The sequence below is a fragment of the Nocardioides insulae DSM 17944 genome (assembly GCF_000422825.1).
GTDB classification, from domain to species: Bacteria; Actinomycetota; Actinomycetes; order Propionibacteriales; family Nocardioidaceae; genus Nocardioides; species Nocardioides insulae.
Genome location: NZ_KE383929.1, coordinates 312,512 through 339,501, shown reverse-complemented (window position 1 = coordinate 339,501; position 26,990 = coordinate 312,512). Strand labels below are relative to the sequence as shown.

The 26,990-nt window shown below is 70.5% G+C and carries 25 protein-coding genes; 12 read left to right on the top strand and 13 right to left on the bottom strand.

Features of this window, described 5'->3' with window-relative positions:
* The first annotated feature begins 22 nt into the window (after nucleotides 1–22).
* Both G515_RS21905 and G515_RS0116145 read left to right on the top strand, forming a co-directional pair.
* Nucleotides 23–721: a GAF and ANTAR domain-containing protein gene (locus tag G515_RS21905; RefSeq protein ID WP_036555893.1), complete on the top strand. Its 699-nt coding sequence runs from the start codon at nucleotides 23–25 to the stop codon at nucleotides 719–721.
* A 374-nt stretch (nucleotides 722–1,095) separates the two neighbouring features.
* Entirely contained in the window at nucleotides 1,096–2,577 is a 1,482-nt protein-coding gene (locus G515_RS0116145; RefSeq protein ID WP_028660982.1) for a DUF3352 domain-containing protein, read from the top strand.
* Between the two features lie 40 nt (nucleotides 2,578–2,617).
* On the opposite strand, the gene G515_RS0116140 is transcribed toward G515_RS0116145, so the two are convergent.
* The 3 genes from G515_RS0116140 to G515_RS0116130 form a co-directional block, all read right to left on the bottom strand.
* Nucleotides 2,618–4,099, bottom strand: coding sequence for a glutamate-cysteine ligase family protein (locus G515_RS0116140; RefSeq protein ID WP_028660981.1), 1,482 nt, complete (start codon nucleotides 4,097–4,099; stop codon nucleotides 2,618–2,620).
* Nucleotides 4,100–4,216: 117 nt separating this feature from the next.
* Nucleotides 4,217–5,239: a 5'-3' exonuclease gene (locus G515_RS21900; RefSeq protein ID WP_036555892.1), complete on the bottom strand. Its 1,023-nt coding sequence runs from the start codon at nucleotides 5,237–5,239 to the stop codon at nucleotides 4,217–4,219.
* 14 nt (nucleotides 5,240–5,253) lie between these two features.
* Entirely contained in the window at nucleotides 5,254–5,607 is a 354-nt protein-coding gene (locus G515_RS0116130; RefSeq protein WP_028660980.1) for a VOC family protein, read from the bottom strand.
* A 294-nt stretch (nucleotides 5,608–5,901) separates the two neighbouring features.
* Between G515_RS0116130 and G515_RS0116125 the strand changes: the two genes are divergently transcribed.
* The gene (locus G515_RS0116125; RefSeq protein WP_028660979.1) at nucleotides 5,902–7,782 is read left to right on the top strand and encodes an alkyl/aryl-sulfatase; all 1,881 of its coding nucleotides are present in this window, start codon (nucleotides 5,902–5,904) and stop codon (nucleotides 7,780–7,782) included.
* 197 nt (nucleotides 7,783–7,979) lie between these two features.
* Here G515_RS0116125 and glnA read toward each other — a convergent pair whose 3' ends face one another.
* Nucleotides 7,980–9,407, bottom strand: coding sequence for a type I glutamate--ammonia ligase (gene glnA / locus G515_RS0116120; RefSeq protein ID WP_028660978.1), 1,428 nt, complete (start codon nucleotides 9,405–9,407; stop codon nucleotides 7,980–7,982).
* Nucleotides 9,408–9,596: 189 nt separating this feature from the next.
* Here glnA and G515_RS0116115 point away from each other — a divergent pair, with 189 nt between their 5' ends.
* Nucleotides 9,597–10,046, top strand: coding sequence for an RDD family protein (locus G515_RS0116115; RefSeq protein WP_036555891.1), 450 nt, complete (start codon nucleotides 9,597–9,599; stop codon nucleotides 10,044–10,046).
* A gap of 167 nt (nucleotides 10,047–10,213) precedes the next feature.
* On the opposite strand, the gene G515_RS0116110 is transcribed toward G515_RS0116115, so the two are convergent.
* Genes G515_RS0116110 through G515_RS21890 form a run of 4 tightly spaced genes read right to left on the bottom strand, consistent with a single transcriptional unit; the run spans nucleotide 10,214 to nucleotide 13,698 of the window.
* Nucleotides 10,214–10,918: a DUF4191 domain-containing protein gene (locus G515_RS0116110; protein WP_028660976.1), complete on the bottom strand. Its 705-nt coding sequence runs from the start codon at nucleotides 10,916–10,918 to the stop codon at nucleotides 10,214–10,216.
* Between the two features lie 46 nt (nucleotides 10,919–10,964).
* Nucleotides 10,965–11,912 (bottom strand): lipoyl synthase, encoded by a 948-nt coding sequence (gene lipA / locus G515_RS0116105; RefSeq protein WP_028660975.1) that lies wholly within the window; start codon nucleotides 11,910–11,912, stop codon nucleotides 10,965–10,967.
* A gap of 56 nt (nucleotides 11,913–11,968) precedes the next feature.
* Nucleotides 11,969–12,736 carry a lipoyl(octanoyl) transferase LipB gene (gene lipB / locus G515_RS21895; protein ID WP_051218487.1) on the bottom strand — a complete coding sequence of 256 codons (768 nt, stop codon included), beginning with the start codon at nucleotides 12,734–12,736 and terminating at the stop codon, nucleotides 11,969–11,971.
* On the bottom strand, nucleotides 12,733–13,698 hold the full coding sequence (locus tag G515_RS21890; RefSeq protein ID WP_157571148.1) for an alpha/beta hydrolase: 966 nt from the start codon (nucleotides 13,696–13,698) through the stop codon (nucleotides 12,733–12,735). Before G515_RS21890 ends, lipB begins: the two co-directional genes overlap by 4 nt.
* Between G515_RS21890 and G515_RS0116090 the strand changes: the two genes are divergently transcribed.
* Nucleotides 13,697–14,278 carry a hypothetical protein gene (locus G515_RS0116090; RefSeq protein WP_157571147.1) on the top strand — a complete coding sequence of 194 codons (582 nt, stop codon included), beginning with the start codon at nucleotides 13,697–13,699 and terminating at the stop codon, nucleotides 14,276–14,278. The two genes, G515_RS21890 and G515_RS0116090, sit on opposite strands and share 2 nt — an antisense overlap.
* Here the strand turns inward: G515_RS0116090 and G515_RS0116085 are convergent.
* From G515_RS0116085 to G515_RS0116075, 3 genes are all read right to left on the bottom strand, one after another.
* A complete protein-coding gene (locus G515_RS0116085) occupies nucleotides 14,250–15,179 on the bottom strand; it encodes a TIGR01777 family oxidoreductase (RefSeq protein WP_036555890.1) in 930 nt (309 codons plus the stop codon). The two genes, G515_RS0116090 and G515_RS0116085, sit on opposite strands and share 29 nt — an antisense overlap.
* A 123-nt stretch (nucleotides 15,180–15,302) precedes the next feature.
* Nucleotides 15,303–17,033: a 2-oxoglutarate dehydrogenase, E2 component, dihydrolipoamide succinyltransferase gene (gene sucB, locus G515_RS0116080; protein ID WP_028660972.1), complete on the bottom strand. Its 1,731-nt coding sequence runs from the start codon at nucleotides 17,031–17,033 to the stop codon at nucleotides 15,303–15,305.
* Nucleotides 17,034–17,080: 47 nt separating this feature from the next.
* Nucleotides 17,081–17,305: a hypothetical protein gene (locus G515_RS0116075; RefSeq protein WP_169570661.1), complete on the bottom strand. Its 225-nt coding sequence runs from the start codon at nucleotides 17,303–17,305 to the stop codon at nucleotides 17,081–17,083.
* A 141-nt stretch (nucleotides 17,306–17,446) separates the two neighbouring features.
* Between G515_RS0116075 and G515_RS0116070 the strand changes: the two genes are divergently transcribed.
* Entirely contained in the window at nucleotides 17,447–17,824 is a 378-nt protein-coding gene (locus G515_RS0116070) for a hypothetical protein (RefSeq protein ID WP_245565440.1), read from the top strand.
* A 204-nt stretch (nucleotides 17,825–18,028) separates the two neighbouring features.
* Here G515_RS0116070 and G515_RS0116065 read toward each other — a convergent pair whose 3' ends face one another.
* Nucleotides 18,029–19,528 carry a leucyl aminopeptidase gene (locus G515_RS0116065; RefSeq protein WP_028660969.1) on the bottom strand — a complete coding sequence of 500 codons (1,500 nt, stop codon included), beginning with the start codon at nucleotides 19,526–19,528 and terminating at the stop codon, nucleotides 18,029–18,031.
* Nucleotides 19,529–19,642: 114 nt separating this feature from the next.
* On the opposite strand from G515_RS0116065, the gene G515_RS0116060 reads away from it, so the two are divergent.
* The 6 genes from G515_RS0116060 (at nucleotide 19,643) to G515_RS0116035 (ending at nucleotide 25,454) form a co-directional block, all read left to right on the top strand.
* Nucleotides 19,643–19,900: a hypothetical protein gene (locus G515_RS0116060; RefSeq protein WP_051218485.1), complete on the top strand. Its 258-nt coding sequence runs from the start codon at nucleotides 19,643–19,645 to the stop codon at nucleotides 19,898–19,900.
* Between the two features lie 47 nt (nucleotides 19,901–19,947).
* Nucleotides 19,948–21,294, top strand: coding sequence for an NCS2 family permease (locus tag G515_RS0116055; protein ID WP_028660967.1), 1,347 nt, complete (start codon nucleotides 19,948–19,950; stop codon nucleotides 21,292–21,294).
* 109 nt (nucleotides 21,295–21,403) lie between these two features.
* A complete protein-coding gene (gene glsA, locus G515_RS0116050) occupies nucleotides 21,404–22,426 on the top strand; it encodes a glutaminase A (protein WP_028660966.1) in 1,023 nt (340 codons plus the stop codon).
* 2 nt (nucleotides 22,427–22,428) lie between these two features.
* Nucleotides 22,429–24,048, top strand: a complete 1,620-nt coding sequence (locus G515_RS0116045; RefSeq protein ID WP_028660965.1) for an MFS transporter — start codon at nucleotides 22,429–22,431, stop codon at nucleotides 24,046–24,048.
* Between the two features lie 88 nt (nucleotides 24,049–24,136).
* Entirely contained in the window at nucleotides 24,137–24,946 is an 810-nt protein-coding gene (locus G515_RS0116040; protein ID WP_028660964.1) for a thymidylate synthase, read from the top strand.
* Nucleotides 24,947–24,965: 19 nt separating this feature from the next.
* Nucleotides 24,966–25,454, top strand: coding sequence for a dihydrofolate reductase (locus tag G515_RS0116035; RefSeq protein WP_028660963.1), 489 nt, complete (start codon nucleotides 24,966–24,968; stop codon nucleotides 25,452–25,454).
* On the opposite strand, the gene G515_RS21885 is transcribed toward G515_RS0116035, so the two are convergent.
* Nucleotides 25,420–26,922 (bottom strand): PepSY-associated TM helix domain-containing protein, encoded by a 1,503-nt coding sequence (locus G515_RS21885; protein WP_051218484.1) that lies wholly within the window; start codon nucleotides 26,920–26,922, stop codon nucleotides 25,420–25,422. The two genes, G515_RS0116035 and G515_RS21885, sit on opposite strands and share 35 nt — an antisense overlap.
* Nucleotides 26,923–26,990: the final 68 nt, after the last annotated feature.

Below are 26,990 nucleotides of genomic sequence, written 5' to 3'. Positions count from 1 at the left end.
CTCCAGGACCAGGAGAAGACGGATGAGCTCAGATCTGAACGCCGAGGAGTTCGCCAGGCTCGCCGCCGAACTGCACGCCGCCCCTTCCGTGACCGAGACGGCCGAGCAGGTGGTGGGCTACGCGCGGGAGCAGCTGGACGCCGACCATGCCGGGATCACGCTCATCCAACGTGGCGGGCGGCTCAAGACGGTGGCACCCACCTCCGACGTCGTGGTGAAGGTGGACGAGCTGCAGTACGAGCTCAAGGAGGGCAGCTGTGTCGACAGCGCCTGGGAGGGAGAGACCCTTCGGGCACCGCGACTCGCCACCGACCCGCGCTGGCCGAAGTGGGGTCCGAGGGCGGCCGCCCTCGGTGTCGCCAGCGTGCTGGCCATCTCCCTGCCCGATGTCGGCGGCCGCCGGGTCGGCGCGCTCAATCTGTTCTGGGAGCAGAGCCGCGAGTTCTCCGAGGACGAGGTCGCCTTCGCCCACGTCTTCGGGAGGCACGCCGCGGTGGCGCTGGCCACGACTCTCCAGGAGACCAATCTGCGGATCGCTCTGGACACCCGTAAGCGGATCGGGCAGGCGCAGGGCATCCTGATGGAGCGGTTCGGCCTCGACGCCGACCAGTCCTTCCAGGTGTTGCGGCGCTACTCCCAGGACCACAACCGCAAACTCCGCGAGGTGGCCGAGGACCTGGTCCTCACCCGTCGGCTGCCCAGCCAATCCCCGCCCGCCTGACCGGCACGCGCCGCCGCCGAACTCCGGTCGCCTCGCGCGGTGGATCGCCTCCGACCGGGCCGCGTCCGGACCTCGCGCGGGTCGGATCCGAGGCAGCCCGATCAGGCCGGATTGAAGTCGGCGTGCCTGGGTAGCCTCGCGACGTACGCACCGACCGAGGGGAAGCCATGTCCGACAACCCGCTGCCGCCACCGCCCGCAGGCCCACCGCCCGCAGGCCCCCCGCCCGCAGGTCCGCCTTCCTCCAGGGCGCCGTTGGGAGGGCCGATGGGCCCGCCACCGATGGGTCCGCCGCCCGCGGGTCCGGCGTACGGGCCCCCGCCCGGTGGTGGCGCCGGCGGAGGACGAGGCCGACGTCGGGGCGCGACGATCGCCGTGATCGCGGGATCCGTGGCCGGGGTCGCCCTGATCGGCGGCGGTGCCTGGGCGGCGATGGCGTTCCTCAGTACGGGTGCTCAGCCGGCCGAGGCGCTCCCGGCGGGCACGATCGGCTACGTGGGTGTCGACCTCGACCCGAACGGTGGCCAGAAGATCGCGGCACTGGAGACACTGAAGAAGTTCCCGGGGCTCGACGAGCAACTCGACCTGGGCGCGGATGACGACATCAGGAAGTGGCTCTTCGAGAAGATCCAGGCCGACTCCTCCTGCGAGGGGCTCGACTACGACCAGGACATCGAGCCGTGGCTCGGTCACAGGGCCGGTGCGGCCGCGGTGGACCTGGGCGGGGAGGAGCCGGCGACTGCGATCGTGCTCCAGACCGATGACGAGGAAGCCACCGAGGCCGCGCTGACCACCTGCGCCGCTGATGGTGACTCCGGATGGGCCTTCAGCGATGGCTGGGTCGTCCTGGCCGATAGCACCGAGGTGGCCGAGGAGATCGTGGCGGCGACCGCGGACGGCGACCTCGCCTCCGACTCGGACTTCCAGCACTGGACCGGTGAGGCGGGCGACCCGGGGATCGCGACGGTGTACGCCGCACCCGCCGCGAGCAAGTACTTCGAAGATCTCGGCGGGATGGGGCAGGGGCTCGGTCTCCTCGGGGAGAGCCCCGTCTCCGACGAGTCGACCGCCGACCCGGCCGACTCCTTCCAGGGGTTCGCCGGCACGCTGCGCTTCGCCGACGGCGGCGTGGAGATCGAGGTGGCCTCGGGCCTCGAAGGCGCCGCGGAGGAGTCGCTCTCCTCCGGGCGGGCTGGCGACATGGTCGCCACCCTCCCGGAGAGCACGTCGGTGGCGCTGGGGGTGGGGCTCGCCGACGGCTGGGTGGACCAGGTCCTCGACTCCCTCGCGGAGTCGACCGGTATGTCCGCCGACGAGCTCCTCACACAGGCGGAGGCCGCGACCGGCCTCGACCTCCCCGACGACGCCGAAGCGCTCCTCGGCGAGTCCGCCGCGCTCGCGCTCGACGGTGACATCGATCCCGAGGCCCTGTCCGGAGCCACCGACCCCTCCGCCCTTCCCATCGGGCTGAAGGTCGAGGGTGACCCGGCTGAGATCGAGGGGGTGCTGGACAAGGTCCGTCCCCAGATCGATCCCACCGGGAGCGTGCTCGGGTCCAGCGGGGAGGGCGACGTCGTCGCCATCGGACCCGACCCCGACTACCTCGCCATGCTGCTCGAGGACGGCGGGCTCGGAGACACCGACGCCTACCGCGACGTCATCCCCGATCAGGGCGACGCCACCGGCCTGCTCTACGTCAACTTCGACGCGGCCGATGGCTGGCTCACCGACGTGCTGGAGAGCGGCGGAGCTCCGGCCGAGGTGATCGCCAACGTCGAGCCGCTCGACGCACTGGGCGCGAGCAGTTGGGCCGACGGCGACGTCACCCACGGCCTGCTGCGCCTCACGACCGACTGAGCGCGACCCTCCGGCACCCCGTCGCACCACCTCGGGCGGCTCACACCCAGGTGTGGACGGGGTCGCCGGTGTCCGCTCTGCGGCAGTACTCCAGGAGGGCGGCGCGCTGAGCGGTGTGCCGGTCCTCCCCGGCATCGAGCCGCTCACGCACACGGCCGACGAACCAGGCCGCGCCGTTCGTCCGGCGCTCGCAGCGGCCCTCGATGACACCCAGCAGACGCCCGGCGGTGGCCTGATCGACGCCCCAGGAGCTCAGGCCACTGTGGGCCAGCGGGAGCAGTTCTCGGAGCACGATCTCGGTGGCGGGGGCCTGGCCGTGCTCCGGCCAGGCCAGTTGCGCGTCGACTCCGAGCCGCGCGGCGAGGTGGAAGTTCTGCTCGGCGATCTCGAAGGGCATCCGGGTCCACACCGATCGGGGCGCCTCGGCGAGGGCGCGCACGAGGCCGAGGAAGAAGGCGTGGTTGGCCATCGTGTCCAGGACGGTCGGGCCGGCCGCGAGTACCCGGTTCTCGACGCGGAGGTGCGGGACCGGCCCGTCCCCGTCGTCCACCACGTCGTAGACGGGTCTGTTCCACCGATACACGGTGCCGTTGTGCAGGCGCAGTTCCGGCAGGGTCGGCACCCCGCCGTCGTCCAGCACCGCCACGGGGTCCTCGTCCTCGAGCACCGGCAGGAGCGCCGGGAAGAAGCGCACGTTCTCCTCGAACAGGTCGAACACGGAGGTGATCCAGCGCTCCCCGAACCAGACCCGCGGGCGTACCCCCTGGGCCTTCAACTCCTCGCGCCTGGTGTCGGTCGCCTGCTCGAACAGTGGGATCCGGGTCTCGCGCCACAGCTCCTGGCCGAGGAGGTACGGCGAGTTGGCGCCCACCGCGAGCTGGAAGCCGGCGATGGCCTGCGCCGCGTTCCAGTACTGGCCGAACTCCTCCGGGCGCACCTGGACGTGGAACTGCGCGCTCGTGCATGCGGCCTCGGGCATGATCGTGTCCGAGGTGAGATCGACCCGCTCCCGGCCGGAGATCCGGATCCGCAGGTGTTCGCCGCGGTCGCGGAGGATCTGCTTCTCCAGCAGTCGGTAGCGTGGGTCGTCGCTGAGGTATCGCTGCTGGAGATGCTCCTCGCGGAGCGTCGGCAGGATGCCGATCATCACCGGCTGGGAGTCGTGCGCCCGGGCATGACGGGCGGTCCGGGCCAGTCGCCGGAGCAGCCCGGCCTCCAGCGTGCCGAGGCCGCCCTCGCCGGGAGGCACCGGCGGCAGGTTGATCTCGAGGTTGAACTGCCCCAGCTCGGTCTGGAACTCCTCGTCGTCCAGCGTCTCCAGCACCTCGGCGCTGGTCGAGGCTGGGTCGCCGTGGCCGTCGACGAGATGGAGCTCGACCTCCATCCCCGTCATCGGCCGCGCTGACTCGAACCGCTCCGAGCGCAGCAGCCGGGCCAGGACGTCCAGGCTGCGACGGATCTTCTCGCGGTGCCGGGTGCGGTCCTCGGAGGAGAAGGCTCGCTCCTCGACCTCATCGCCCATGGTGCCCCCTCGATCAGCCGTGCGTGGTGCTCGCGGAGCCCGATGCTATGCCGAGCGGGTCGAGACTCCCGGCTCCCGCGCGCCACGGCGGGGCACGTGGCCGGCGATGGACGCGGGCTAGTGCGGGACCGGCAGCCCCGGATCGGCGGAGGCAGGAGCGCCGCTGAGCACGCGGACCGCCAGGTCGGTCGTCTCCTGGATGCCGAGGTGCCCCACGACCCGCCTGACCCGGTCGATGTCGAGTGGCAGCAGTCCGGGAGTGCCCGGCACGTCCGGGGTGATGCCGAGATCCACGTCGAGGTGACCGGCCATCATCTCCAGGTTGAAGTCGTAGCGCTCGCGGGCGCCGGGGGCGCTCAGGCGCTTGAGCACGGTGGCGCCCATCCGGCGTGCGCCGGTCTCCTCGCACCACGAGTCGAAGGCGGCGACCACGCCCCGACCCTCGTCGTGCTCGATGTCGGCCCAGATCGCCTCCATCGGCGCGACCTGGGTGAGGAGGGCCGCCGCGGTCTTCTCCCCGATGCCCGCGATGCCGGGAAGGTTGTCACTGGCATCCCCGCGGACGGCGGCGAACTGGAGATAGTCCTCGGGGGCCACGCCGTACATGGTCACCAGTCGCTCGGGGGTGATCAGTGGCGAACCGTTGATGCCCCCGTCGATCAGCCGGAGCACCCGGGTGTGGTCACTGATGTGGGCGAAGGAGTCGCGGTCGGAGGTGACGATGGTGCAGTCCCACCCGTGCCGACCGGCCCACGCGGCCGCGGAGGCGTTGACGTCGTCGGCCTCCAATCCGGGCGGGGTCACGGTGGCGAGCCCGAGTGCGTCGAGCATCGCGCCGGCGCGGGAGAGTTGGTCGACCAGGTCGGGGTCCTTCTCGGCGCGGCCGGCCTTGTAGTCGGGGTAGCGATCCCTGCGTACCGATCCGCCCCGGTCGTCGAGTCCGAAGATCACGGCGTCCGGTGCGAACCGGTCGATCGCGTCGAGGATCTGGCGGAGCATCCCGTGCAACGCCCAGGCAGGGCGGCCGTTGCGGTCGGTCATCCGGGTGTACGCGCGGGCGTGGTGGTGGCGGTGCAGCAGGGAGGGCGCGTCGACGGTCAGCAGGAGTCGGCGTGCCCGCGCCGATGATGGTGAGGACATCCGCGGTCGCGGACTCAGCGTGGCAGTGGTCGGTAGAAGACCAGGCCGTTGCCCTGGTTGTCGTATACGACCGCTCGGCGCTCGTGGGCGTCGTCGTAGGGAGCCTTCACGACGGCACCGCCGTTCTCCTCGATGGCCCGGGCGGCACCATCGACGTCCTCGGTGCGTACGCCGACCACCACCTTGCCCGGCAACGGATGATCGATCGAGGTGGCCAGCGCCAGCGTCACCGGTCCGCCGTCCAGCGCGGCGAAGTGCGCGCCGTCGCGGAACTTGAGGCTGAACCCGAGCGTCTCGGTGTAGAACGCGATCGACTCATCGAGGTCGTCGGTGGACAAGATGATCATCTTCACCTGCTGGTCGCTCACGAGGCGTCCTTTCGTGTGATCGCTGGGCGGCGGCGCCCGCTCGGAATGCTACGCCGGAACGGCCCCTCCGGATCCCCCCGATCGGTCCGCGTGCAACCACCGCCTCGGCTCATGGCGCCGGCGTGAGCGGGGGAGTCACCGGCCCCGGGCTGCCACCGGCGGCGAGGCCGAGTGTTGGCACCGCTGCCGGCCAAGGAACCTCCGGCGGGGCCTCGCCTCGAGGGCGAAGGTGAGGTGTCCCACCACCCTCGAGTGGTACTTCCACGCCTCCAGGAAAGGTGGGAAGGCCGAGCCATGCCGACAGAGCCGAAGCCAGCATCGTCCACCATCACCCAGCAGCAGGAGACACTGCGGTCACAGTTGCCCTTCGCCGACACCACCGACTTCGACGACGTCGAACGCGGGTTCCTGGGCCGTCGCAGCCCGAACGCCGTCACCTCGGCCGACGGGAAGCTCGTGTGGGACAACGACACCTATGACTTCATCACTGGTGACGCGCCGGCCACCGTGAACCCGAGCCTGTGGCGGCAGTCGACCCTGGTCGCCTCCGACGGTCTGTTCGAGGTCGTCCCGGGCGTGTACCAGGTTCGCGGGATGGACCTGTCGAACATCAGCTTCATCGAGGGGGAGACCGGGGTGATCGTGATCGACCCGCTGATCTCGGTCGAGACGGCCGCGGCCGCCCTCGCGCTCTACCGCGAGCATCGTGGTGACCGGCCGGTCACCGGGGTGATCTACACCCACTCCCACGTCGACCACTTCGGCGGGGTCAAGGGGGTCACCACCCAGGAGGACGTCGACGCGGGCCGGGTCCCGGTGCTGGCTCCTGAGGGCTTCGTCGAGCACGCCGTGTCGGAGAACGTCTACGCCGGCACCGCGATGGGCCGGCGAGCCGGCTACATGTACGGCGCCGCGTTGCCGCGCAGCGCCGAAGGTGCGCTCGGCGCGGGGCTCGGCCAGACCACCTCGACCGGCACGGTGACCTTCATCGCGCCGACCCTCGAGATCACCACCACGGGTCAGGAGGAGGTCGTCGACGGGGTCCGCATCGTATTTCAGATGGCGCCCGGCACCGAAGCGCCCTCGGAGATGCTCTTCTACTTCCCCGATTTCAAGGCTCTGTGCGCCGCCGAGGACGCGACGCACAACCTGCACAATCTGCTCACCCTCCGTGGCGCGGTGGTTCGTGATCCTCACGTCTGGGCGAAGTACCTCACCGAGACCATCGACCTGTTCAGCTCCGACATCGAGGTCGTCTTCGCCTCCCACCACTGGCCGACATGGGGCAACGGGCGGGTGGTCGAGTTCCTTTCCCTGCAGCGCGACCTGTACGCATACCTGCACGACCAGACCCTGCGGATGCTCAACCAGGGCCTGACCGGTCCGGAGATCGCCGAACAGATCGTCCTTCCGCCGGCGTTGGAGAACTCCTGGTCCACGCGGGGCTACTACGGCTCGGTCAGCCACAACGTGAAGGCCATCTACCAGCGCTACCTCGGTTGGTTCGACGGCAACCCGGCTCATCTGTGGGAGCACCCTCCGGCGGAGAAGGCGAAGCGGTACCTCCAATTGGGCGGTGGCGCCGACGCGGTCCTCGCGAACGGCCAGGCCGCCTTCGACTCCGGCGACTTCCGCTGGGCCGCCGAGGTGCTCAGCCACGTGGTCTTCGCCGAGCCCGGCCATGACGCGGCACGAGGGCTGCTCGCCGACACCCTCGAACAGCTCGGCTACGGCTCAGAGAACGGCACCTGGCGCAACTTCTACCTCTCCGGAGCCTATGAGTTGCGCAACGGCCAGTTCGGAACGCCGACGGTGACCAACTCGCCCGACATGGTCGCCCAGCTCAGTCCCGAGATGCTCTTCGACGCGATCGCCATCCAGGTCAACGGTCCGGCGGCGTGGGACGTCGAGCTGAGCATCGACATCGTCGTCACCGACACCGACCAGCGCTATCGGCTCCGGCTCGCCAACGGCGCGCTGACCTACAGCCCCCGGCCGCAGGCCGGTGCCGCGGACGCCACGATCACCACCACGCGCCACCAGCTTTCGGCGCTGGTGCTCGGTGGAGGCGCCACCGCGGACGGCGTGGAGGTCAGCGGCGACCGGACGGCATTGGAGCGGCTCACGGCCATCCTCGACCCGGGCAACCCGGACTTCGCGATCGTGACCCCGTGACCCCGTGACCCTGCGTCTTCTCGGTCGCACGATGATCTGAGACGGAGTCGCGCAGGTCAGCAGCCGGTCGCCCGATCCTCGACTCGGGCACCGCTGCTGACCCGCGCGAACGTCGGAGATCGCCAAGAAGCAAAAATGGCCGATGGCCCCGGGGCGACCCGGGGCCATCGGTGGTGAATCTGAGCAACCGCTGAGACTCAGATGTCGTAGTAGAGCTCGAACTCGTGCGGGTGGGGGCGCTGCTGGACAGGCGCGATCTCGTGCTCGCGCTTGTAGCTGACCCAGGTGTCGATCAGGTCGGGGGTGAACACGTCGCCCACGGTGAGGAAGTCGTGGTCGTCCTCGAGGGCGTTGAGCACCTGGTCGAGCGAGGTCGGGACCTGGGCGATCTCGGCCATCTCGTCCGGCGGGAGCTCGTAGATGTCCTTGTCGATCGGGGCCGGCGGCTCGGTCTTGTTCTGGATGCCGTCGAGACCGGCGAGCATCAGCGCGGAGAACGCGAGGTACGGGTTGGCCGACGGGTCGGGGAAGCGGGCCTCGACGCGCTTGGCCTTCGGGTTGGAACCGGTGATCGGGATCCGGACCGAGGCGGAGCGGTTGCGCGAGGAGTAGACCAGCGAGATCGGGGCCTCGAAGCCCTTCACCAGACGGTGGTAGGAGTTCACCGACGGGTTCGTGAAGGCGAGCAGCGCCGGGGCGTGCTCGAGGATGCCGCCGATGTACCAGCGGGCGATGTCGGAGAGACCGCCGTAGCCGACCTCGTCGTAGAACAGCGGGTCGCCGTCCTTCCAGAGCGAGGAGTGCACGTGCATGCCGGAGCCGTTGTCACCGAAGATCGGCTTGGGCATGAAGGTGACCGACTTGCCCTGCTGCCAGGCGGTGTTCTTGATGATGTACTTGAACTTCATGACATCGTCGGCAGCCTTGAGCAGCTTGTCGAAGCGGTAGTTGATCTCCGCCTGACCGGCGGTGCCGACCTCGTGGTGGGCACGCTCGACCAGCAGGCCGGCCGCCTCGAGGTTCTTCACCATGTCATCGCGCAGGTCGCCGTAGTGGTCGTACGGCGCCACGGGGAAGTAGCCGCCCTTGAACCGGGTCTTGTAGCCCAGGTTGGGGTTGTTGGCGTCCTGGCGGCCGGAGTTCCACCAGCCCTCGACGGAGTCGATGTGGTAGAAGGCCTCGTGGGCGTCGGTGTTGTAGCGCACCGAGTCGAAGATGTAGAACTCCGCCTCCGGCGCGAAGAACGCGGTGTCGGCGATCCCCGTGGTGGCCAGGTGGCTCATCGCCTTGCGGGCGATGTTGCGCGGGTCGCGGGAGTAGGCCTCGCCGGTGATCGGGTCGTGGACGAAGAAGTCCAGGGCCAGGGTCTTGGCCTGGCGGAACGGGTCGATGAAGGCGGTGGTCACATCGGGGAACAGCGCCATGTCGGAGTCGTTGATCGCCTGGAACCCACGGATCGACGAGCCGTCGAAGGCCAAGCCGGTCTCGAATACATCCGGCGTGAACGACGACACGGGAACGGTGAAGTGCTGCTGGATGCCCGGAAGGTCCATGAATCGGATGTCGACCATCTCGACACCCTGGTCCTTGATATAGGCGAACAGCTCGTCGGGGTTGCTGAACATTCGTCCTCCTTGGCGGTCCGCGTCTGGACGCGCCAGCTCTTGCGAGATTGCATCGGGGGTCCTGTCCCCGACGTGTGAGCAACCTAGGTCGCCGGGATTGCCTCACCGTCACCGCAATGTTTCAGCGATGTTACAGCTTTCGGGTCGGCCGGACGCCGGCGTCCGGGTTGCGGCTCCTAGGCTAACCCGGTGAGCACAACGCCTTCCCATCCGACCACCGGCGCCGGTGCGCTGCCCTTCGAGACGGCGTCCTGGCCCCGGCGGGCGCTGGCACTCCTGGTGGACTGGGTGGTGTCCTCGCTGGTCGCCGCGTTCATCCTCGGCTGGTCGGAGTTCCTCAGCCCCGGCGGGCCGGAGCAGGGGGTGGTGCTGCTCGTGTACGTCGTCGAGTCGGCCCTGCTGACCGCGACCGTGGGCGGGTCCTTCGGCAAGCTCGCCACCCGCCTGCGGACGGTCCGAGTCGTCGACGATCCGCGGCCGCTCGACCTGCTGCGCTCCCTGGCCCGACAGGTCCTGGTGATCCTCGTCGTACCGCCGTTGGTCTTCAAGCCGGACGGGCGTGGCCTGCACGACCTCGCAGTGGGTACGGCGAGCGTGACCCTGCAGACCTATCGCGCGCGGTTCGTCACCGGCCGCTGAGGGTGGACCGGGTGCCCGTTGCTCGAGGCATGTAGCCCAACGGTCACGTCCCTGGTGGAGGTCCGGTAGAGGGGCGCACATCCAGCGACATACCTTTGCCGAACGAACACAACGCCCCCGGTCCGACCACCGAGGTGGCAGGACCGGGGGCGTGTCAGGCAGGCGACTCAGCGGCCGCGCAGGTTACCCCGCATGCCCTTCATGCTGGTGGGGACCGGCCCCTTGGGCAGCGGCACCTTGCCGCGGACCGTGTCGATCGCCTTGAGCCGGTTGAGCACGTCGGTCTGCTCGGCGGGCTTGATCCTGCGGCCCAGCTTCTGCACGTGCTTGAGCAGCTTGTCCAGCGCGATCTCGCCCTCTTCGTCCCCGCAGATCAGCTCGTGCACGGGCACGTCGACGACGACCCGCTCGTGCTTGCGGCGCTCGCTGATCAGGAGTCCCTTGACCCGGTTGTGGTTGCCCTCACCGACCAGGACGATGCCCGGGGGACCCACGACGCGGTGAACGACGTCCTGCTGCTTGGTGAAGCCGACGGCGGGCTCGACCTTCCACCCCTTGCGGAGCATGCCGAGGGCCGCGGCCGCCGAGCCGAGCTGGCCGTGCATGCGGGTGTAAGCGGCCTTCTGCGCTCGCCGGCCGAAGACGACCATCGCACCGAGGGCACCGAGGAGGATCGCGCCGATGATCGAGAGCACCCAGCTGAGCAGCCCGCTGCCGGGCAGGATCCAGAAGATGCCGAAGCCGACCGCGGCGCAGACCACGAACACGGCGAGAAGGATCAGACCGATCTTGGGGTCGGTCGTCTTGGTGAGCCGGTAGGTCTCGACGAACTGCTGACGTCGGCTCATGTTGCTCGGGTCGAGCTGCGACATGCGGGTGGTGCCTCTTTCGGGAGCAGAAGGAAGGAAGGGCGGGCGGTCAGACGGCGGCCGACGCGCCTTCGCGCGCGTCCATCGCCTGACGGTACAGGCGGCCGGCACGGTAGGACGAACGGACGAGGGGTCCTGACATCACGCCGGAGAAGCCGATCTGGTCGGCCTCCTCGCGGAGCTCGACGAACTCCTCCGGCTTGACCCAGCGCTCCACGGGGTGGTGCCGGACCGAGGGGCGCAGGTACTGCGTGATCGTGATCAGCTCGCAGCCGGCGTCGTGGAGGTCGTGCAGGGCCTGGGAGATCTCCTCGCGGGTCTCGCCCATGCCGAGGATGAGGTTGGACTTGGTGACCAGCCCGAACTCCCGGGCCTGGGTGATGACGTCCAGGGAGCGCTCGTAGCGGAAGGCGGGGCGGATCCGCTTGAAGATCCGGGGCACGGTCTCGACGTTGTGGGCCAAGACCTCGGGACGCGACTCGAAGACCTCGGTCAGGAGTTCGGGCCGGCCATTGAAGTCGGGGATGAGGTTCTCCACCCCGGTGCCGGGGTTGAGCTCGTGGATCTGCTTGACGGTCTCGGCGTAGAGCCACGCGCCGCCGTCGGGGAGGTCGTCGCGGGCGACGCCGGTGATGGTGGCGTAGCGCAACTCCATCTTCTGCACGGACTCGGCGACCCGGCGAGGCTCGTCGCGGTCCAGCGGCTGGGGCTTGCCCGTGTCGATCTGGCAGAAGTCACAGCGTCGGGTGCACTGGTCGCCGCCGATGAGGAAGGTGGCCTCGCGGTCCTCCCAGCACTCGAAGATGTTGGGACAGCCGGCCTCCTGGCACACGGTGTGCAGGCCTTCGGACTTCACCAGCCCTTGGAGTGATTTGTACTCCGGGCCCATCTTCGCCTTGGTCTTGATCCAGGCGGGCTTTCGCTCGATCGGGGTCTGGGCGTTCCGGACCTCCAGACGGAGGAGCTTCCGGCCTTCAGGCGCTGGGGCATCGGTCACAGATCAAGGGTACGACGCAGCGCGGCCGGTCACCTGATCGGTGTCGCAGGGCCCGGTCAGGTGCTCGGGCGCAGCAGCTCGACGCGGGGGTGGTGACCCGGCTCCGGCTTCGGCGCATAGTCGGGGGTGCGGGTGTAGGGCTCCCAGGCGAACATCTCGGCGAGCCGGCGATGGAGCAGCGGCAGTGCGTCGGTGACGGTGACCTCCCGCCCGGTCTCGTGGGTGAGGGTGGTGACGCCGGCGTCCGAGATGCCGCAGGGGACGAACCTGTCGTACCACCCCAGGTCGACGTCGCAGTTGAGAGCAAGGCCGTGCATCGTGACGTGCTGGCTGACCCGGAGACCGATCGCGCCGATCTTGCGCTCGGGACCCTGCTCGCTCTCGGCCAGCCAGGTGCCGCTGCGGCCGGGAACGCGGGCAGCGGCGATGCCGTAGTCGGCGCAGACCCCGATCATGGCCTCCTCCAGGCGACGCACGAAGTCGACGACCCGCACCTTCTCGGGGAGCCGGATGATGGGATAGGCGACCAGTTGGCCCGGGCCGTGGAAGGTGATCTTGCCGCCGCGGTCGACGTCGACCACCGGGGCGCCCCCCGGGTCGAGCGGACGCTCGTGCGGATCGGTGCGCTTGCCCGCGGTGAAGACCGGCGGATGCTCGAGGAGGAGGACGGTGTCGTCCTGCTCGCGGGCCACGACGCGCGCGTGCACCTGCTTCTGCAGCTCCCAGGCGTCGAGGTAGTCGACGCGGCCGAGCCACTCGAAGCGGACCGTGCCGTGCCGTGAGGTGACGCTGGCGAGGGCGGCGGGCTCCGCGGTCTGGCTCATGCCGAGAGGGTACGCCCGAGGTAGGACAACTGATCGGGGAGGACCCGTCGCCAGAACCACGCCACATGGGCACCGGGCGTGAAGCCGCCCTCGATCGGCCGGGTGAACCCGTCCACGTAGGAGCGGGTCGCCTGAACGAAACGGTCGCGGGTGCCGCAGTCGATCCGCACCGGGATGCCGTCCAGATCCGACTGCCGACCCAGGACGGAGTAGCGGCGGTATTCGCGGGCGCTGCTGAAGCCTGCTCGGCTGGCCAGGTGCGGGTCCTGCCATAGCGCGGGGCTGACCGCGCACAGCGCCGCCACCCGGTCCGGGCCGAGGATGCCGCCGAGCCGGAGGGCTCCGTACCCGCCCATCGACCAGCCGAGCAGTCCGATCCGATCGGACGGCGCCGTGGCCAGACCGGTATCGGCGAGGCGGGGGAGGAGTTCGTCGATCACCATCGCGCCGGCGTCCTCGCCCTGGTGCGGGTGGTAGTACGACGTACCGCCGTCGACGGTGACGATCCGGAACGGGGGTACGCCGGCGGCGACCGCCTCGGTGAGGAACCGGCCGAGCTGGAAACGCTGGCCGAGCAGCACCCGATGGTCGTCCCGCCATCCGTGCAGGGCGATCACCACGGGCAGGACGGAGGTCGGGGCGGCGCCGGGTGGGTGCAGGACGGCATACCCGGTGGGCCCGCGATGGACCGAGCGGAAGCGATGCTCCTCGATCACTGCGTCACCCTGCCAGTAGGACTGCTGGGGCGAGGGCTCCCGAGTGGGCGAGGGCGGAACCAACGGGTCGCCCTGGTGAGCGCGGATGTCGCGCCACACCGCGACCGCGGCGGTGGAGGCGCCGGCGGCCACCAAGCCGGCACCGGCCGCGGCGAACAGCCCGCGCCGGGTGACCCGCCGGGGTCGTCGAGGCCCCTGTGGAGAACTCCCGCGGGCGACCTCGGAAGAGGGTAGGACGTCAGTCATGACCTCCACCCCTTCCCGCCATGCGGCCCGTGGCCCCCGGCCTCGACTCGGACACCTGTTGCTCTTCGCGATGCTCGTGACCGCGATCGCCGTGGCAGCGCCGATCCTGGCGCGCTCGGGTGATCGGCCGGTGGCCGAGCGAGAGCATCCTGACACCTCGCCCGCCCCGATCGTGGGAGCGCCCTCGACACGCACGGCCGTGAGAGCGGCCACAGTGCTGCGCGGCTGGGATCGGGCCCGCGCCCGGGCATGGGCCCGAGGCGACCCCCGCACCCTGAGGGGGCTGTACGTCGCACGCGCGCCCGCCGGCCGCGCGGACGTGGACCAGTTGCGGGCCTGGCGGGCGCGCGGACTTCGGGTCGAGCACCTGCGCACCCGGATCCTCGAGGTCGAGGTGCTCGCTGGGTACGGCGACCGGGGCTGGACCCTGCGCGTACGTGATCGGCTACTCGGGGCACGGGTGGTCGGCGGTGTGCGGATGGTGGCGCTGCCTGCGGGTCGGATCTCGACGCGGCGGATCGAGCTGCGTCGGGTGGGGGCCGGCTGGCGGGTCAGCTCCGTGCGGAGAGTCCGGACCTGAGGATCTCCTCGACCCCCGGGTCGAGGAAGAGATAGCCGGCCTGCTCGAGCGCGGCGGGCCGGGCGTTGACCGAGCCGAGCAGCTCGGGCGCCATCGGGCCGGCGGCCACCTTCAGCGCTGCGCCCGGGGCGAACAGGAACGCCGGCCGATGCACCTGCCGCGCGAGGGCCGAGGTGAACTCGGCGTTGGTGGGCAGGCGTGGTGCCGCCAGGTTCACGGCCCCGGCGAGCGAGTCGTGCTCGGCCGCGAACACCACTGCGCCGACCCAGTCCCGCAGCGAGATCATCGGCATCACCTGCTGCCCGTTGCCGAGGCGAGCGCTGAGCCCGGCTCTGGCGAGGAGGCGCAACTGGGCCAGTGGGGGGTTCTGCCGATCCATCACGGGAGCGGTGCGCAGCCAGCACACCCTGGCTCCGGCCTCCACCGCCGGGGTCGCGGCGAGCTGCCAGTCACGGCACACCTCGGTGAGCAGGGCATGGCCCCGCGAGTCGGACACCTCGGTCAGTGGCTGGTCGCCGTGGTCGCCGTACCAGCTGATGCCGTTGCCGGCGAGGAACGCCGGAAGCCGGCCGCCCTCCTGGCCCGCCTGCGAGATCGCCTCCGCGAGCAGACGGGTGGTGCGGATGCGGCTGCTGCGCAGCTCCTCGCGCCAGCGTGCCGAATGCGGGTTGCCGATCAACGGGCTGCCGGCGAGGTTGATCACCACGTCGGCCCCGGCGATCAGATCCAGGGGGAGGGCGGCGGCCGGCGCGCCAGCCTCGGGATCCCACTGTGCCTCGTGGGGGCCATCGGCGCGACGGCGTACCAGTGCGGTGACCCGGTGGCCGCGATCCACCAGGGCGGAGCTGAGGTGGGTGCCGAGGAAGCCCGACGAGCCGGCGATGACCGCGTGCAAGGACATGTCGCCACTGTGCCACCCATCGGGGTCGAGCGGACACCGCACGCAACGGATCGGGCCGGCGTACGTGTACGCCGACCCGATCCGTGGGTGACCGGCTCAGCCGGTCGTGTGGTGCTCGGGGTGTCAGACCTCGAACTGGCCCGCCTCGAGGCGCTTCTTGACGTCCTGGAGGAACCGGCCGGCGTCCGCGCCGTCGACCAGGCGGTGGTCGTAGGTCAGGGCGAAGTAGACCATGTGACGCACCGCGATCGTCTCGCCGAGCTGCGGGTCGTCGATGACGACCGGGCGCTTCACGACGGCACCGGGACCGAGGATGGCCACCTGCGGCTGGTTGATGATCGGGGTGTCCCACAGGGCACCCACGCTGCCGAGGTTGGTGATCGTGAAGGTGCCGCCGGAGAGTTCGTCGGGACCGATCTTGTTGGTCCGCGTGCGCTCGGCCACGTCGGCGATCTTCTTGGCCAGACCGGAGACCGACAGGTCACCGGCGTCCTTGACCACGGGGGTGATCAGACCCTTGTCCGTGTCGACGGCGAAGGCGATGTTCTCGCGGTCATAGTAGGTGACCTCGTCCTTGTCCAGGTCGATGCCGGCGTTGAGCTTCGGGTGCTCCTTGAGCGCGTCGATCGCCGCCTTGGTGAAGAACGGCAGGTAGGAGAGCTTGACGCCCTCGCGCGCCAGGAACTCGGCCTTCTTCGCGGTCCGCAGTCGCGCGACGTTGGTGACGTCGATCTCGACCACCTGGGTGAGCTGGGCCGCGGTCTGCAGCGACTCGCCCATCCGCTGGGCGATGATCTTGCGCAGCCGGCTCACCTTCTCGGTGGTGCCCCGCAACGGGGAGGGGGCGACCGGGGCCGGCGCCTGGGCACCCGAGGCGGCCGGCGCCTGCGCGGCCGGAGCAGCCTTCGCGGCGGCCGCGTCGAGCACGTCCTGCTTGCGGATGCGGCCGCCGACGCCACTGCCCTCGACCGAGGCCAGGTCGACACCCTGCTGCGTGGCGAGCTTGCGCACGAGGGGGGTCACGTAGCCGGCCGAGTCGGTGGTGGGCGAGGAGGCAGCGGGAGCCGCGGCAGCGGCGGGGGCGGCGGGGGCGGCCTGGGGCTCCGGCTCCGGCTCGGGCTCCGCGGCGGGGGCGGCCTGGGGCTCCGGCTCGGGCTCGGCCGCTGGCGCCGCCTCAGGCTCGGGTTCCGGAGCGGCCTGGGCGGGAGCCGCGTTCGCGTCGCCCACGACCGCGAGTTCGGCGCCGACCTCGACGGTCTCGTCCTCGGAGACCTTGATCTCCAGCAGGGTGCCGGCCACGGGGGAGGGGATCTCGGTGTCCACCTTGTCGGTGGAGACCTCCAGCAGGGGCTCGTCGACGGCGATGGTGTCGCCGACGTTCTTCAGCCAGCGGGTCACGGTGCCCTCGGTGACGGACTCACCCAGCGCGGGCAGGGTCACCGACGTACCGGAGCCACCGCCCTGGGAGGGCGCAGCGGAGGCACTCTGGGCCTGCTCGCCACCGGCCTGCTGGGCCGGCGCGGACTCGGCGGGGGTGGGCTCGGGGGCCGGGGGAGCGGCGGGCGCCTCGGACTGGGCGGGGGCCTCGGGCTCGGCCGGGGCGGAACCAGCCTCATCGGCTGCGCCCACCAGAGCGAGGACGGCGCCGACCTCGACGGTGTCGTCCTCGCCGGCCTTGATCTCGAGCAGGGTGCCGGCCACGGGGGAGGGGATCTCGGTGTCCACCTTGTCGGTGGAGACCTCCAGCAGGGGCTCGTCGACGGCGATGGTGTCGCCGACGTTCTTCAGCCAGCGGGTGACCGTACCTTCGGTGACGGACTCGCCGAGTGCCGGGAGAGTGACTTCGGTGGCCATGGAGTTCCTTCGCTCGCTTCTTCTGTGTCTGGTGATGATCGGCAGGGTCAACTGATCGTGCGACGGCCGAGGGTGATCGGCCGCGTGGACGGGGTGAGCACCACGCTCGGCTGCGCGCCACGGTGCACGCGTCGCAGGCTGATGAGCCTTCGCTTGCCGGGGTGGCCACGGCCGCAGCGGCGGCTGGTGGCGGTGAGAACACCGGGTCTGGGTGCGGTGCGGCCCCGGGTCACCCCGATGGGGGTGAGGACCTCGGAACCGGCATCGGACACGGGGACCATCTTGGCACCTCCGACCCAGGAGTCCAGCGCCGGGCCGTGTACTCACCGGTCATGGCGCGTCGTGGGAGACATCTGGCCGCCCAACCGTCCCTGCCCCCGGGGGTTCGTGGTGGCATACGGCACACTGGAGGCATGTCGTTCCTGGAGAGGTTCCGTCGGCGCTCGGGTGTGAAGATGAGCGGACCCGCCCGCGAGGCCGCCCGGACGGGGTCGACCCGGGTCCGCGCCTCCGATGCCACCGATCGCGAGCACCTCCAGCAGTTCGTCGGTACCCGGCGCGGCGTGGAGGGCTTCGTCGAGCCGCGCACGGCGGTCAGTGAGGTGACCCTCCTCCTGGTCGCGCACGACGGCGAGTGGACCCGGCGCAGAGTGCAGTCGGTGGCTTGGGCACACGACTTCTGCAACGACCACGGCGTCCCGTCCTACGACGCCGGCCTGGTCGGCATCCCGCAACGGATGCGGGACTACAACCACCGGGTCACCCAGCAGCGCAAGCAACGTCGCGGCTGAGCCGACCCCTCTCCGTGCCGACCCGGCCGACCCGAGGCGGCCCGCAGGTACGCCGACCCGGCGCGGCTGGGTCGTGGCGGCCCCGCACCCCCCGCGAGCTCAGCGACCTGTCCGCGAGGACCGTGGAGCGCACCGACATCCCCCAGCGGGGAGCGGCTCCAGCGCCCGACCGACGTACTTCCTGGGACCGAACGGATCGCCGGCTCAGGCGGACTGGGCCCGGAGGTAGTCGACCAGGGTGCCGACCCCGACGCCGGTGCCGCCCGGCGTGAGGTGTCCGTTCGACCCACCGCTGTTGAACGAGGGCCCGGCGATGTCGAGGTGGGCCCAGGACAGGTCGGCGGTGAACTCGCGCAGGAAGGCAGCCGCGAACAGGCCGCCGCCCCAGCGGATCCAGTCGTGCTGGGCGAGGTCGGCGATCTTGCTGGACCGGACCCGCTCCGCGATGGGGTCGGGGATGGGCATCGGCCAGCTCTCCTCTCCGGCCTGCTCGGCCGCTGAGAGGATCGCCTCGACGATCTCGGGAGAACCCATCACGCCGGTCACCCTGTCGCCGAGCGCCATCACCATGTGACCGGTGAGGGTGGCCACGTCGATGATCGCGTCGGGCCCAACCTCGGTGGCGCGCACCAGGGCGTCGGCCAGCACCAGTCGTCCCTCGGCATCGGTGTTGGACACCTCCACGGTGGTGCCGCCGTAGATGCGCAGGACGTCGCCGGGACGGGTGGCGGCTCCGGAGACCATGTTCTCGGCCATCGGGACGAAGGTGGAGATGGTGACCGGGAGGCCGAGCCGCGCGGCGGCCAGGGTGGCCGCCACCACGGCGCCAGCACCACCCATGTCGGACTTCATCGTGCTCATGCTGCCGCCCGGCTTGATGGTCAGGCCGCCGGAGTCGAAGGTGATGCCCTTGCCCACCAGTGCGATGTGACGAACGGCGTCCGGGTGGGTGTAGGTGAGTTCGACCAGGCGTGGCGGGGCCGCGGACCCCGCACCGACGCCAAGGATCCCCCCGCAGCCGAGGTCGGCGAGGGCAGCCTCGTCGTGGACGGTGACCCCGATGGCGGGGACACCCTCGGGCAGGGCGGTGGCGGCGACCGCCGCGGAGACCTTGTCGGCGAAGGCGGGCGGGGTGAGATCACCAGGGGGGATGTTGACCCAGTCACGGCACAGCGCCACCGCGTCGGCCAGCACCTGACCGCTCTCGAAGGCGGCCACCATCTCCTGCCGACGGGCGCCCTCGCTGAGGATCACCACGTCGGACGGTGAGGTGTCCTCGCCGGCGGCCCGGTAGTCGGTGAAGGTGTAGCCGCCGAGCCGGTAGCCCTCGGTGACGGCGCGCAGCAGTTCGGGAGTGTGGGCCGGCAGGGCGATCGCCACGGAGGCGGCGTTGGGCACCGAGCGCGCGGCCACCCCGGCGGCCCGTCGGACGGCATCGGGGGTCGCTTCCGTCGAGCCCAGCCCGACCAGGACGAGGAGCGAGGTGGCGACCTTCTCGCCGGCCGGGATCCGGGTGACCTCACCGGGCTTGCCCTTGACCCCGAGCGTGGAGAGGAGCGGCCGGAGGCGGCGCCCGAAGACGTCGGCGATGTCCTCGGCACCGGGCGCGAGCTGCGGACCCTTCGGCCCGGCGAGGACGCCGACCACGACGGCCTCGGCTCTGGTCTTGGCGGGGCTGGCGGAGCGCAGCGAGTACGACGTCACGGGGAGAGGTTACTGCGAGCCGGCATCGACCATGGCAAGGTGACCTGGGGAGGTCCTCAGCCACCGGCCGGGTGTCTCCCGCTTCGCTGCCGCCCACGAGCCCCCGGAGTTCCGATGAGCCTGCCCGAACCACCGTCCGTGTTCCATCCCACTCCGGCCCGCGAATCGGTGTGGTGGTGGCGGCTGCTCGGGGGGGACGGAGCCGAGGTCGAGGTACCCGAGGAGTACGCCGACCAGCGCTTCCCGAGCCAGTCGGACGCCGAGTCCTGGATCGGGGAGTTCTACCCGGAGCTGACCGAGGTGGGCGTGGAGTCCGTCGTGCTGCTCGAGCACGACCGCGAGGTGTACGGCCCGATGTCGCTGAGCGCCTGAGCCCCGGCGTACCGACCCCCGGCCGGTGAGGCCCACAGAGGAGAGACATGGACCGCTTCTTCCGGATCAGTGAGCGTGGCAGCAGCGTCAGGACCGAGGTCCTTGCCGGGCTGGTGACCTTCGCGACGATGGCCTACATCCTGGTGGTCAATCCGGCGGTGCTCGGCGAGCTGCCCGACTCTGCGGGTCTGGTGCTGCCGCACGACCAGTTGGTGACCGTGACCGCGCTGGTCGCGGGCGTGATGACGATCGCGATGGGTCTGATAGCGAACGTGCCGATCGCGCTGGCGGCCGGCCTGGGCATCAACGCCTTCGTCGCCTACACCCTGGTGGGCGCCAACGGTCTGAGTTGGGCCGAGGCGATGGGCGTCATCGTGATCGAGGGCGTGGTGATGCTGATCCTCGTGGTGATCGGCCTGCGCGAGGCGATCATGCGGGCGATCCCCGACGCGCTCAAGCGGGCCATCGCAGGCGGCATCGGCCTGTTCATCGCGCTGATCGGGCTCTCCGGCTCCGGCATCGTGGCGACCGGGGAGGGCACCATCTTGGCGATCGGCCCCGACTTCGCCTCCTGGAACACACTCGTCTTCTGCTTCGGGCTCGTGCTGATCGGCATCCTGATGGCCTGGCGGGTGCCGGGGGCGCTGCTGATCGGCATCGTGGTGGCGGCCTTCCTCGGCATCATCGTCAACGCCTCTGCCTCGGGCACCCCCGTGCCGGGGGCCGAACTGCCGAGCTCGATCGTGGCGGCGCCCGACTTCGGCCTGGTGGGGGAGTTCGACTTCAGTGTCTTCGAGGTCGTCGGGTACGGCGCCGCGCTGGCCCTGATCGTCACCGTGCTGATGGCCAACTTCTTCGACGCGATGGGCACCGCGCTCGCGGTCGGTCGCGAGGCCGGGCTGACCGACGAGCAGGGCCAACTGCCGCAGATGCGGAAGGTGCTGCTGGTGGAGTCGGCCGGCGCGGTCGCGGGCGGTGCGGCCTCGGCCTCCTCCAACACGATCTTCGTGGAGAGCACCGCAGGTGCGGCTCAGGGCGGCAAGACCGGTCTGGCGAACGTGGTCACGGGCGCGGCGTTCCTGCTGGCGATGTTCCTGGCCCCGGTCGCGGGGATGATCCCGGCGGCCGCCACCGGCCCCGCGCTGGTCGTGGTGGGGTCGCTGATGATGAGTCAGATCGCGGACATCGAGTGGGGCGACATCGGCCTGGCGCTGCCGGCCTTCGCGACCATCGCGATGATGCCCTTCACCTACTCGATCGCCAACGGCATCGGCGCCGGGATGGTGCTCTACACCCTGATCGCCCTGGGTCGCGGCCGGTGGCGGGAGATCCATCCCCTGATGGCGATCGTGTCGGCGCTGTTCGTGTGGTACTTCGTGCGGGGACCGATCTGACGTGCTGGACGGCGTGGCGCGGACCCGACCCCGGAACGGTGTGGTCGGCTGAGGAGTCGGGGCGGTGCGAGCGCCGCGGGCCAGTGGTGCTGCCGGACCAGGAGCTGCGATGTTCGAGACGGATCTGACCGACGTCGAGCAGTCGGCCTTCACCGGAGGACTGCCGGGCGAGGAGCGGTTGGAGGCCCTCGTCGCGGGGGCCCTGCGCAGGTACGCCGACCTGGACGAGGGCCAGGTCGCCGACTACATCCCGGTGCTCGCGGCCGCGGACCCGCGCTGGTTCGGGGTGGCCCTGGTCGCCGTGGACGGCAGCACGTACGCCGCCGGCGAGGTGGCCCGCACCTTCTCGATCCAGTCCATCTCCAAGGCCTTCGTCTTCGCTCTGGTCTGTGAGGCGATCGGTCATGAGGACGTGCACGAGCAGGTGGGCGTGAACAACACCGGGCTGCCGTTCAACTCGGTGATGGCCGTGGAACTCAACCGGGGCAGCCCGATGAACTCGATGGTCAACGCCGGCGCACTGGCCACCACAGCTCTGATGCCTGGCGCGACTCCGGCCGAGCAGTGGGAGAACATCCGCACCGGCCTGTCCAGGTTCGCGGGGCGAGCCCTGGAGCTCGACGGGGCCGTCTACCACTCCGAGATCCTCACCAACCAGCGCAACAAGGCCATCGCACGACTCCTGGAGAGCTACGGCCGGTTCGACATGGACCCCCTGGACGCGGTGGACATCTACACCCGGCAGTGCTCCCTCGCGGTGAACGCGACCGACCTCGCGGTGATGGGTGCGACGCTCGCCGATGGCGGGGTCAACCCGCGCACCGGTGAGCAGGTCGTCTCCGCGGAGGTGGCGCGAGACACCTTGGCGCTGCTGGCCTCGTGCGGCCTGTACGAGCGGTCCGGGGAGTGGCTCTTCGAGATCGGGCTGCCGGCCAAGTCCGGCGTCTCCGGCGGCATCGTCGCCGTGTCGCCCGGCAAGGGCGGCCTCGCCACCTTCTCACCCAGGCTGGACACCGCCGGCAACAGCGTCCGGGGCCAGCGGGCGTGCGCCTACCTCTCCCGCGCCCTGGGGCTCAACCTCTTCGCCTCGGCGGCCCATCCGGCCGCCCGGACCACGAAGGAGAACCGCTGACCATGTCGACCTCCGCTGCCCTCACCGATCCCGTCCAGGAGCGACGGTCCTGGGGACCGATGGTCGGACTCTTCCTCGCCCAGGTGCTGATGTCGTTCAACGTCGCCGCGCTGCCGATCTCCATCGGTGGCATGGTCGAGGACTTCGAGGTCCCGCCTACCGTGGTCAGTTCCACCATCGTCGCCTACGGACTGGCGGTTGCTGCCCTGGTGATGACCGGGGCCAAGCTGGGCCAGCGGGTCGGGTGGGTGCTCATCTTCCGCGTCGTCGTCGTGGTGTTCGCGACGTCCTCGGTGATGATGATGCTCGCGCCCAGCGTGGGGTGGGCGATCGGCGGCCAGGTGCTCGCCGGTGGTGCGGCCGCGATCATCGTGCCCGCGCTGGTCGCCCTCATCGCCGAGAACTACAAGGGCGACCAGCAGGCCACCGCGGTCGGTTCGCTCGGCTCGGCCCGCGCCTTCTCCGGCGTGAGCGCCTTCCTCATCGGCGGCACCCTGGGCACGCTGGTCGGCTGGCGCCCCGTCTTCGCCATCACCCTGGGACTGGCGGTGGCCGTCTTCGCGTTCAGCTTCGGCCTTCGCGCCGACCGCGGTGACCGCACCATCCGGATCGACCTGTTCGCCTCGGTCCTCGTCGGCGCGGCGGTCGTCTCCTTGACCCTGGGGTTCAACAACCTCAACGGCTGGGGGATCCTGCGCGCCGAGGACTCGGCGCCGTTCTCCATCGCTGGCGTGTCGCCCGCTCCGGTGCTGGTGGTACTCGGGATCATCTTCGGGCAGGCCTTCTTCGTCTGGACCGGGCGGCGGATGCGCCGGGGCCAGGTCCCGTTGGTCGATCTGAGCGTGCTCGCCCGCCCGACCGAGCGCGCCGCCGTCTACGCGATGTTCGTGATCGTGGCGATGGAGGCGGCGGTCAACTTCACCGTCCCGACCTACATCCAGGTCGTGCAGGGGCGTACGCCGTTCGACACCTCGCTGGCGATGATGCCCTTCAACCTCACCGTCTTCGTGACCGCGACACTGGTCGTCCGCTTCTATCAGCGGTTCGCCCCGCGCACCATCGCGCTGTTCGCGTTCGGTCTGACCACGGTCGCCCTGGTCTGGCTCGCCCTGGTGGTGACGAACAACTGGGAGACGCTTCCGACAATCGTGGGGCTGATCGCCTTCGGGATCGGGCAGGGCGCCCTGGTGACCCTGGTCTTCAACGTGTTGGTCACGGCTGCGCCGAAGAGGCTGGCCGGTGACGTCGGCTCGCTGCGCGGGACCGCGCAGAACCTCGCCTCGGCGGTCGGTACCGCGGTCATGGGTGCGGTGCTGGTGACCACGCTGAGCGCAGGCATCGTCTCGTCGGTGCAGGAGCACCCCGAACTGCCACCGGAACTGGTCGCTCAGGTGGACCTGGACAACGTGAACTTCGTGAGCAACGACGACCTGCGCGAGGTCCTCGCGACGACCTCGGCCACCCCCGAGCAGGTGGAGGCCGCCGTCGAGCTGAACGAGGACCAGCGGCTGCAGACCCTGAAACTCGGGTTCCTGATCCTGGCCGGCATCAGCGCGGCGGCCGCGCTCCCCGCCTCCCGACTGCCGCGGTACCGGCCCGGCGAGATCCCGAGCACGGACTGATCGACCCGACCCACGCCCACCCGAACCCGATTCCGATGGCCCGCACGTCGTGTGTCTCGGCCGGGTGGGCACCGCCTAGGGTGGGGATGTGCGCCCGTACCTCGACCTCCTCCAACGCATCCTCGACGACGGAGCGGAGAAGGGTGACCGTACCGGCACGGGCACGCTGTCGGTCTTCGGTCACCAGATGCGCTTCGACCTGACCGCCGGGTTCCCCCTGGTGACCACGAAGAAGATCCACACCCGGTCCGTGTTCGGTGAACTGCTGTGGTTCCTGCGCGGCGACACCAACGTGCGCTGGCTACAGGAGCGAGGGATCTCGATCTGGGACGAATGGGCGGACGAGGACGGCGATCTGGGGCCCGTCTACGGCGCCCAGTGGCGGAGCTGGCCGGCCCCGGACGGACGCCAGATCGACCAGCTCGCCCAGGTGATCGACCAGATCCGGACCAACCCGGACTCGCGGCGTCACCTGGTCTCGGCCTGGAACCCCGCCCAGGTGGACGACATGGCGCTCCCGCCGTGCCACAGCCTGTTCCAGTTCTACGTCGCTCCCCAGCAGGACGGCCCGGGAAGGCTCTCCTGTCAGCTCTACCAGCGATCCGCGGACGTGTTCCTCGGCGTCCCCTTCAACATTGCCTCCTACGCGCTGCTCACCCACATGGTGGCGCAGGTGACCGGTCTCGAGGTGGGTGACTTCGTGCACACCCTCGGCGACGCCCACCTCTACCTCAACCACCTCGACCAGGCCCGTCTCCAGCTCGGCCGCGAGCCCAGGCCGTTGCCGACCCTGTGGCTGGACCCCGAGGTCAAGGAGATCGACGCCTTCGAGCTCGAGCACATCGCGGTGGAGGGCTACGACCCCCACCCCGGCATCAAGGCACCCATTGCGGTCTGAATCGGCGTCGGGTGGGGGAGTGCGCGTCGTCCTGGTTGCCGCCGTCGCCGAGAACGACGTGATCGGCAACGGTCCGGACATCCCGTGGCAGGTGCCCGGCGAGCAGAAGCAGTTCAAGGAACTCACCTGGGGGCACACCCTGGTGATGGGACGAACCACGTTCGAGTCGATCGGCCGGCCGCTCCCCGGTCGTACGACGGTGGTCCTCACCCGCGACCGCGCCTGGCACGCGGATGGCGTCGAGGTAGCCCACGACATCGCTACGGCGCTCCGGGTGGCCGCCGGGCTGCCCGGCGACATCATGGTGGCCGGCGGTGCCCAGGTGTACGCCGCGGCGCTGCCGTACGCCACCGAGCAGGTGCTCACCCGGGTGCCGCTGCGTCCGGAGGGCGACGTGCACTACCCCCGCTTCGACCCGGCCGCGTGGACCGAGTCGAAGCGGGAGAGGTTCGAGCACTACGAGCGGGTGTGGCTCACCCGTCCTCGGGGCGAGAAGCCCGTTCCCTAGCCCGCTCCGCGGCCCCGGCCCGGGCACGCTGGTTGGCGCCCAGGATCTGGTCGAGGGCCAAGAAGAGCAGCAGGCTCACACCGAGCACCGGCATGAACCAGGCGATCACCAGCGTGCCGGCGGCGAACAGGGTCAGCTGGAGCGGCGATGCCGCTCGCCACGCCTCCCGCAGCGGCGGCGTCCCAGGCCGGCGGGAGCCGGTGGGACGGCGCAGCCACCACATCCGGTAGCCCCACACGATCATGGTGACCAGTGCTCCGGCGAGCAGCATGAGTCCCAGCTGGTTCCAGACCCCGAAGAGGGTGCCCATGTGCAGGTCGATGCCCCAGCGCGCGAGCTTGGCCATGAACGGGTAGTCGTCGAAGCGCACCACGTCCACCACCTCGCCGCTGGCCGGGTCGACCGCGGCCGCGTCGACCTGGGTGGGCCAGGCGCGATGGATCTCGGTGACGACATAGGTGCCGGTCGCGCCCGCCGGTGGCGTGATCTCGGCGTCAGCGGTGAGGCCCTCCGTGCGGGCGGCGTCCCAAGCGGTCTGGTAGCCGACGCCGGGGGAGTCCTCGGGAGGCATCTCCATGCCCTCCATGCCGTCCATGTCGCTCATGTCATGTCCGGCGTGCCCGGCATGTTCGTCGACCGGTACGTCGGACTCGAGGTCGGCGGTGACCGCGGGGGTCGACCAGTTCAGCGCCGTGCGCAGTTCGGTGACGTTGGCGCCGGCGAACTGGGACCAGGTGAGTCCCGTGGCCGAGAGCATCAGGAAGCCGAGCACCACCCAGGTGCCCACCGCGCCGTGCCAGGAGAGGGTGCGGCGACGCGGGCTGCCGCTCCGCGTCGGCAGGAGGCGTGCGCGGGCACGCTCGCCTGCACGTTCCTTGCGGCGGGGGGAGGTCCACCACAGCGCGACCCCGGCCAGGGCGATCACCCACAGCCAGGAGGCGGCCAGTTCCGAGTAGACCCGGCCGACCGAGCCGAGATGGAGGCTGCGGTGGAGTTCATCGACCCAGGTGCGGAGCGGAAGCGAACCGGAGGTGCCGTAGACGGTCAGTTCGCCCTGCGTCTCGCCGCTGGCCGGGTCTACGAAGACGGCGAGGTGCCGGCTCTCGGCGCTCTGGCCCATGTCGAAGAGCACCCGGGTGGTGTCGCCGTCCTCCGGTGCGGGGCGTACGGCGGCGATCGGGAGATCGGGCTCGACCGCCCGCGCGGCAGCGATCTGGTCGTCGAGGGAGATCGGGGGGCCGGAGGTGGCGGCCTGGAGCTCATCGGCGTACACCAGCTGCTCGATCTGGGGTGTGGCGGCATAGAGGAATCCGCTCGCCGCGGCGACGAGCAGGAACGGCGCCACCAGGACGCCGGCGTAGAAATGCAGCCGAGACAGCAGCGGCCGCAGGCTCCGAGGCCGACCGGAGGGTGCGTCGGGCGGATCGGAACCGGGGGGTCGGGACGGGTCGTGTTCGATGGTCGTCATCGTGGTCCTCGCAGGTCTGAGGGTCGGCGGCAGCACGCAGCGTCCGTCGCGGTGGACGCGAGGGCGGC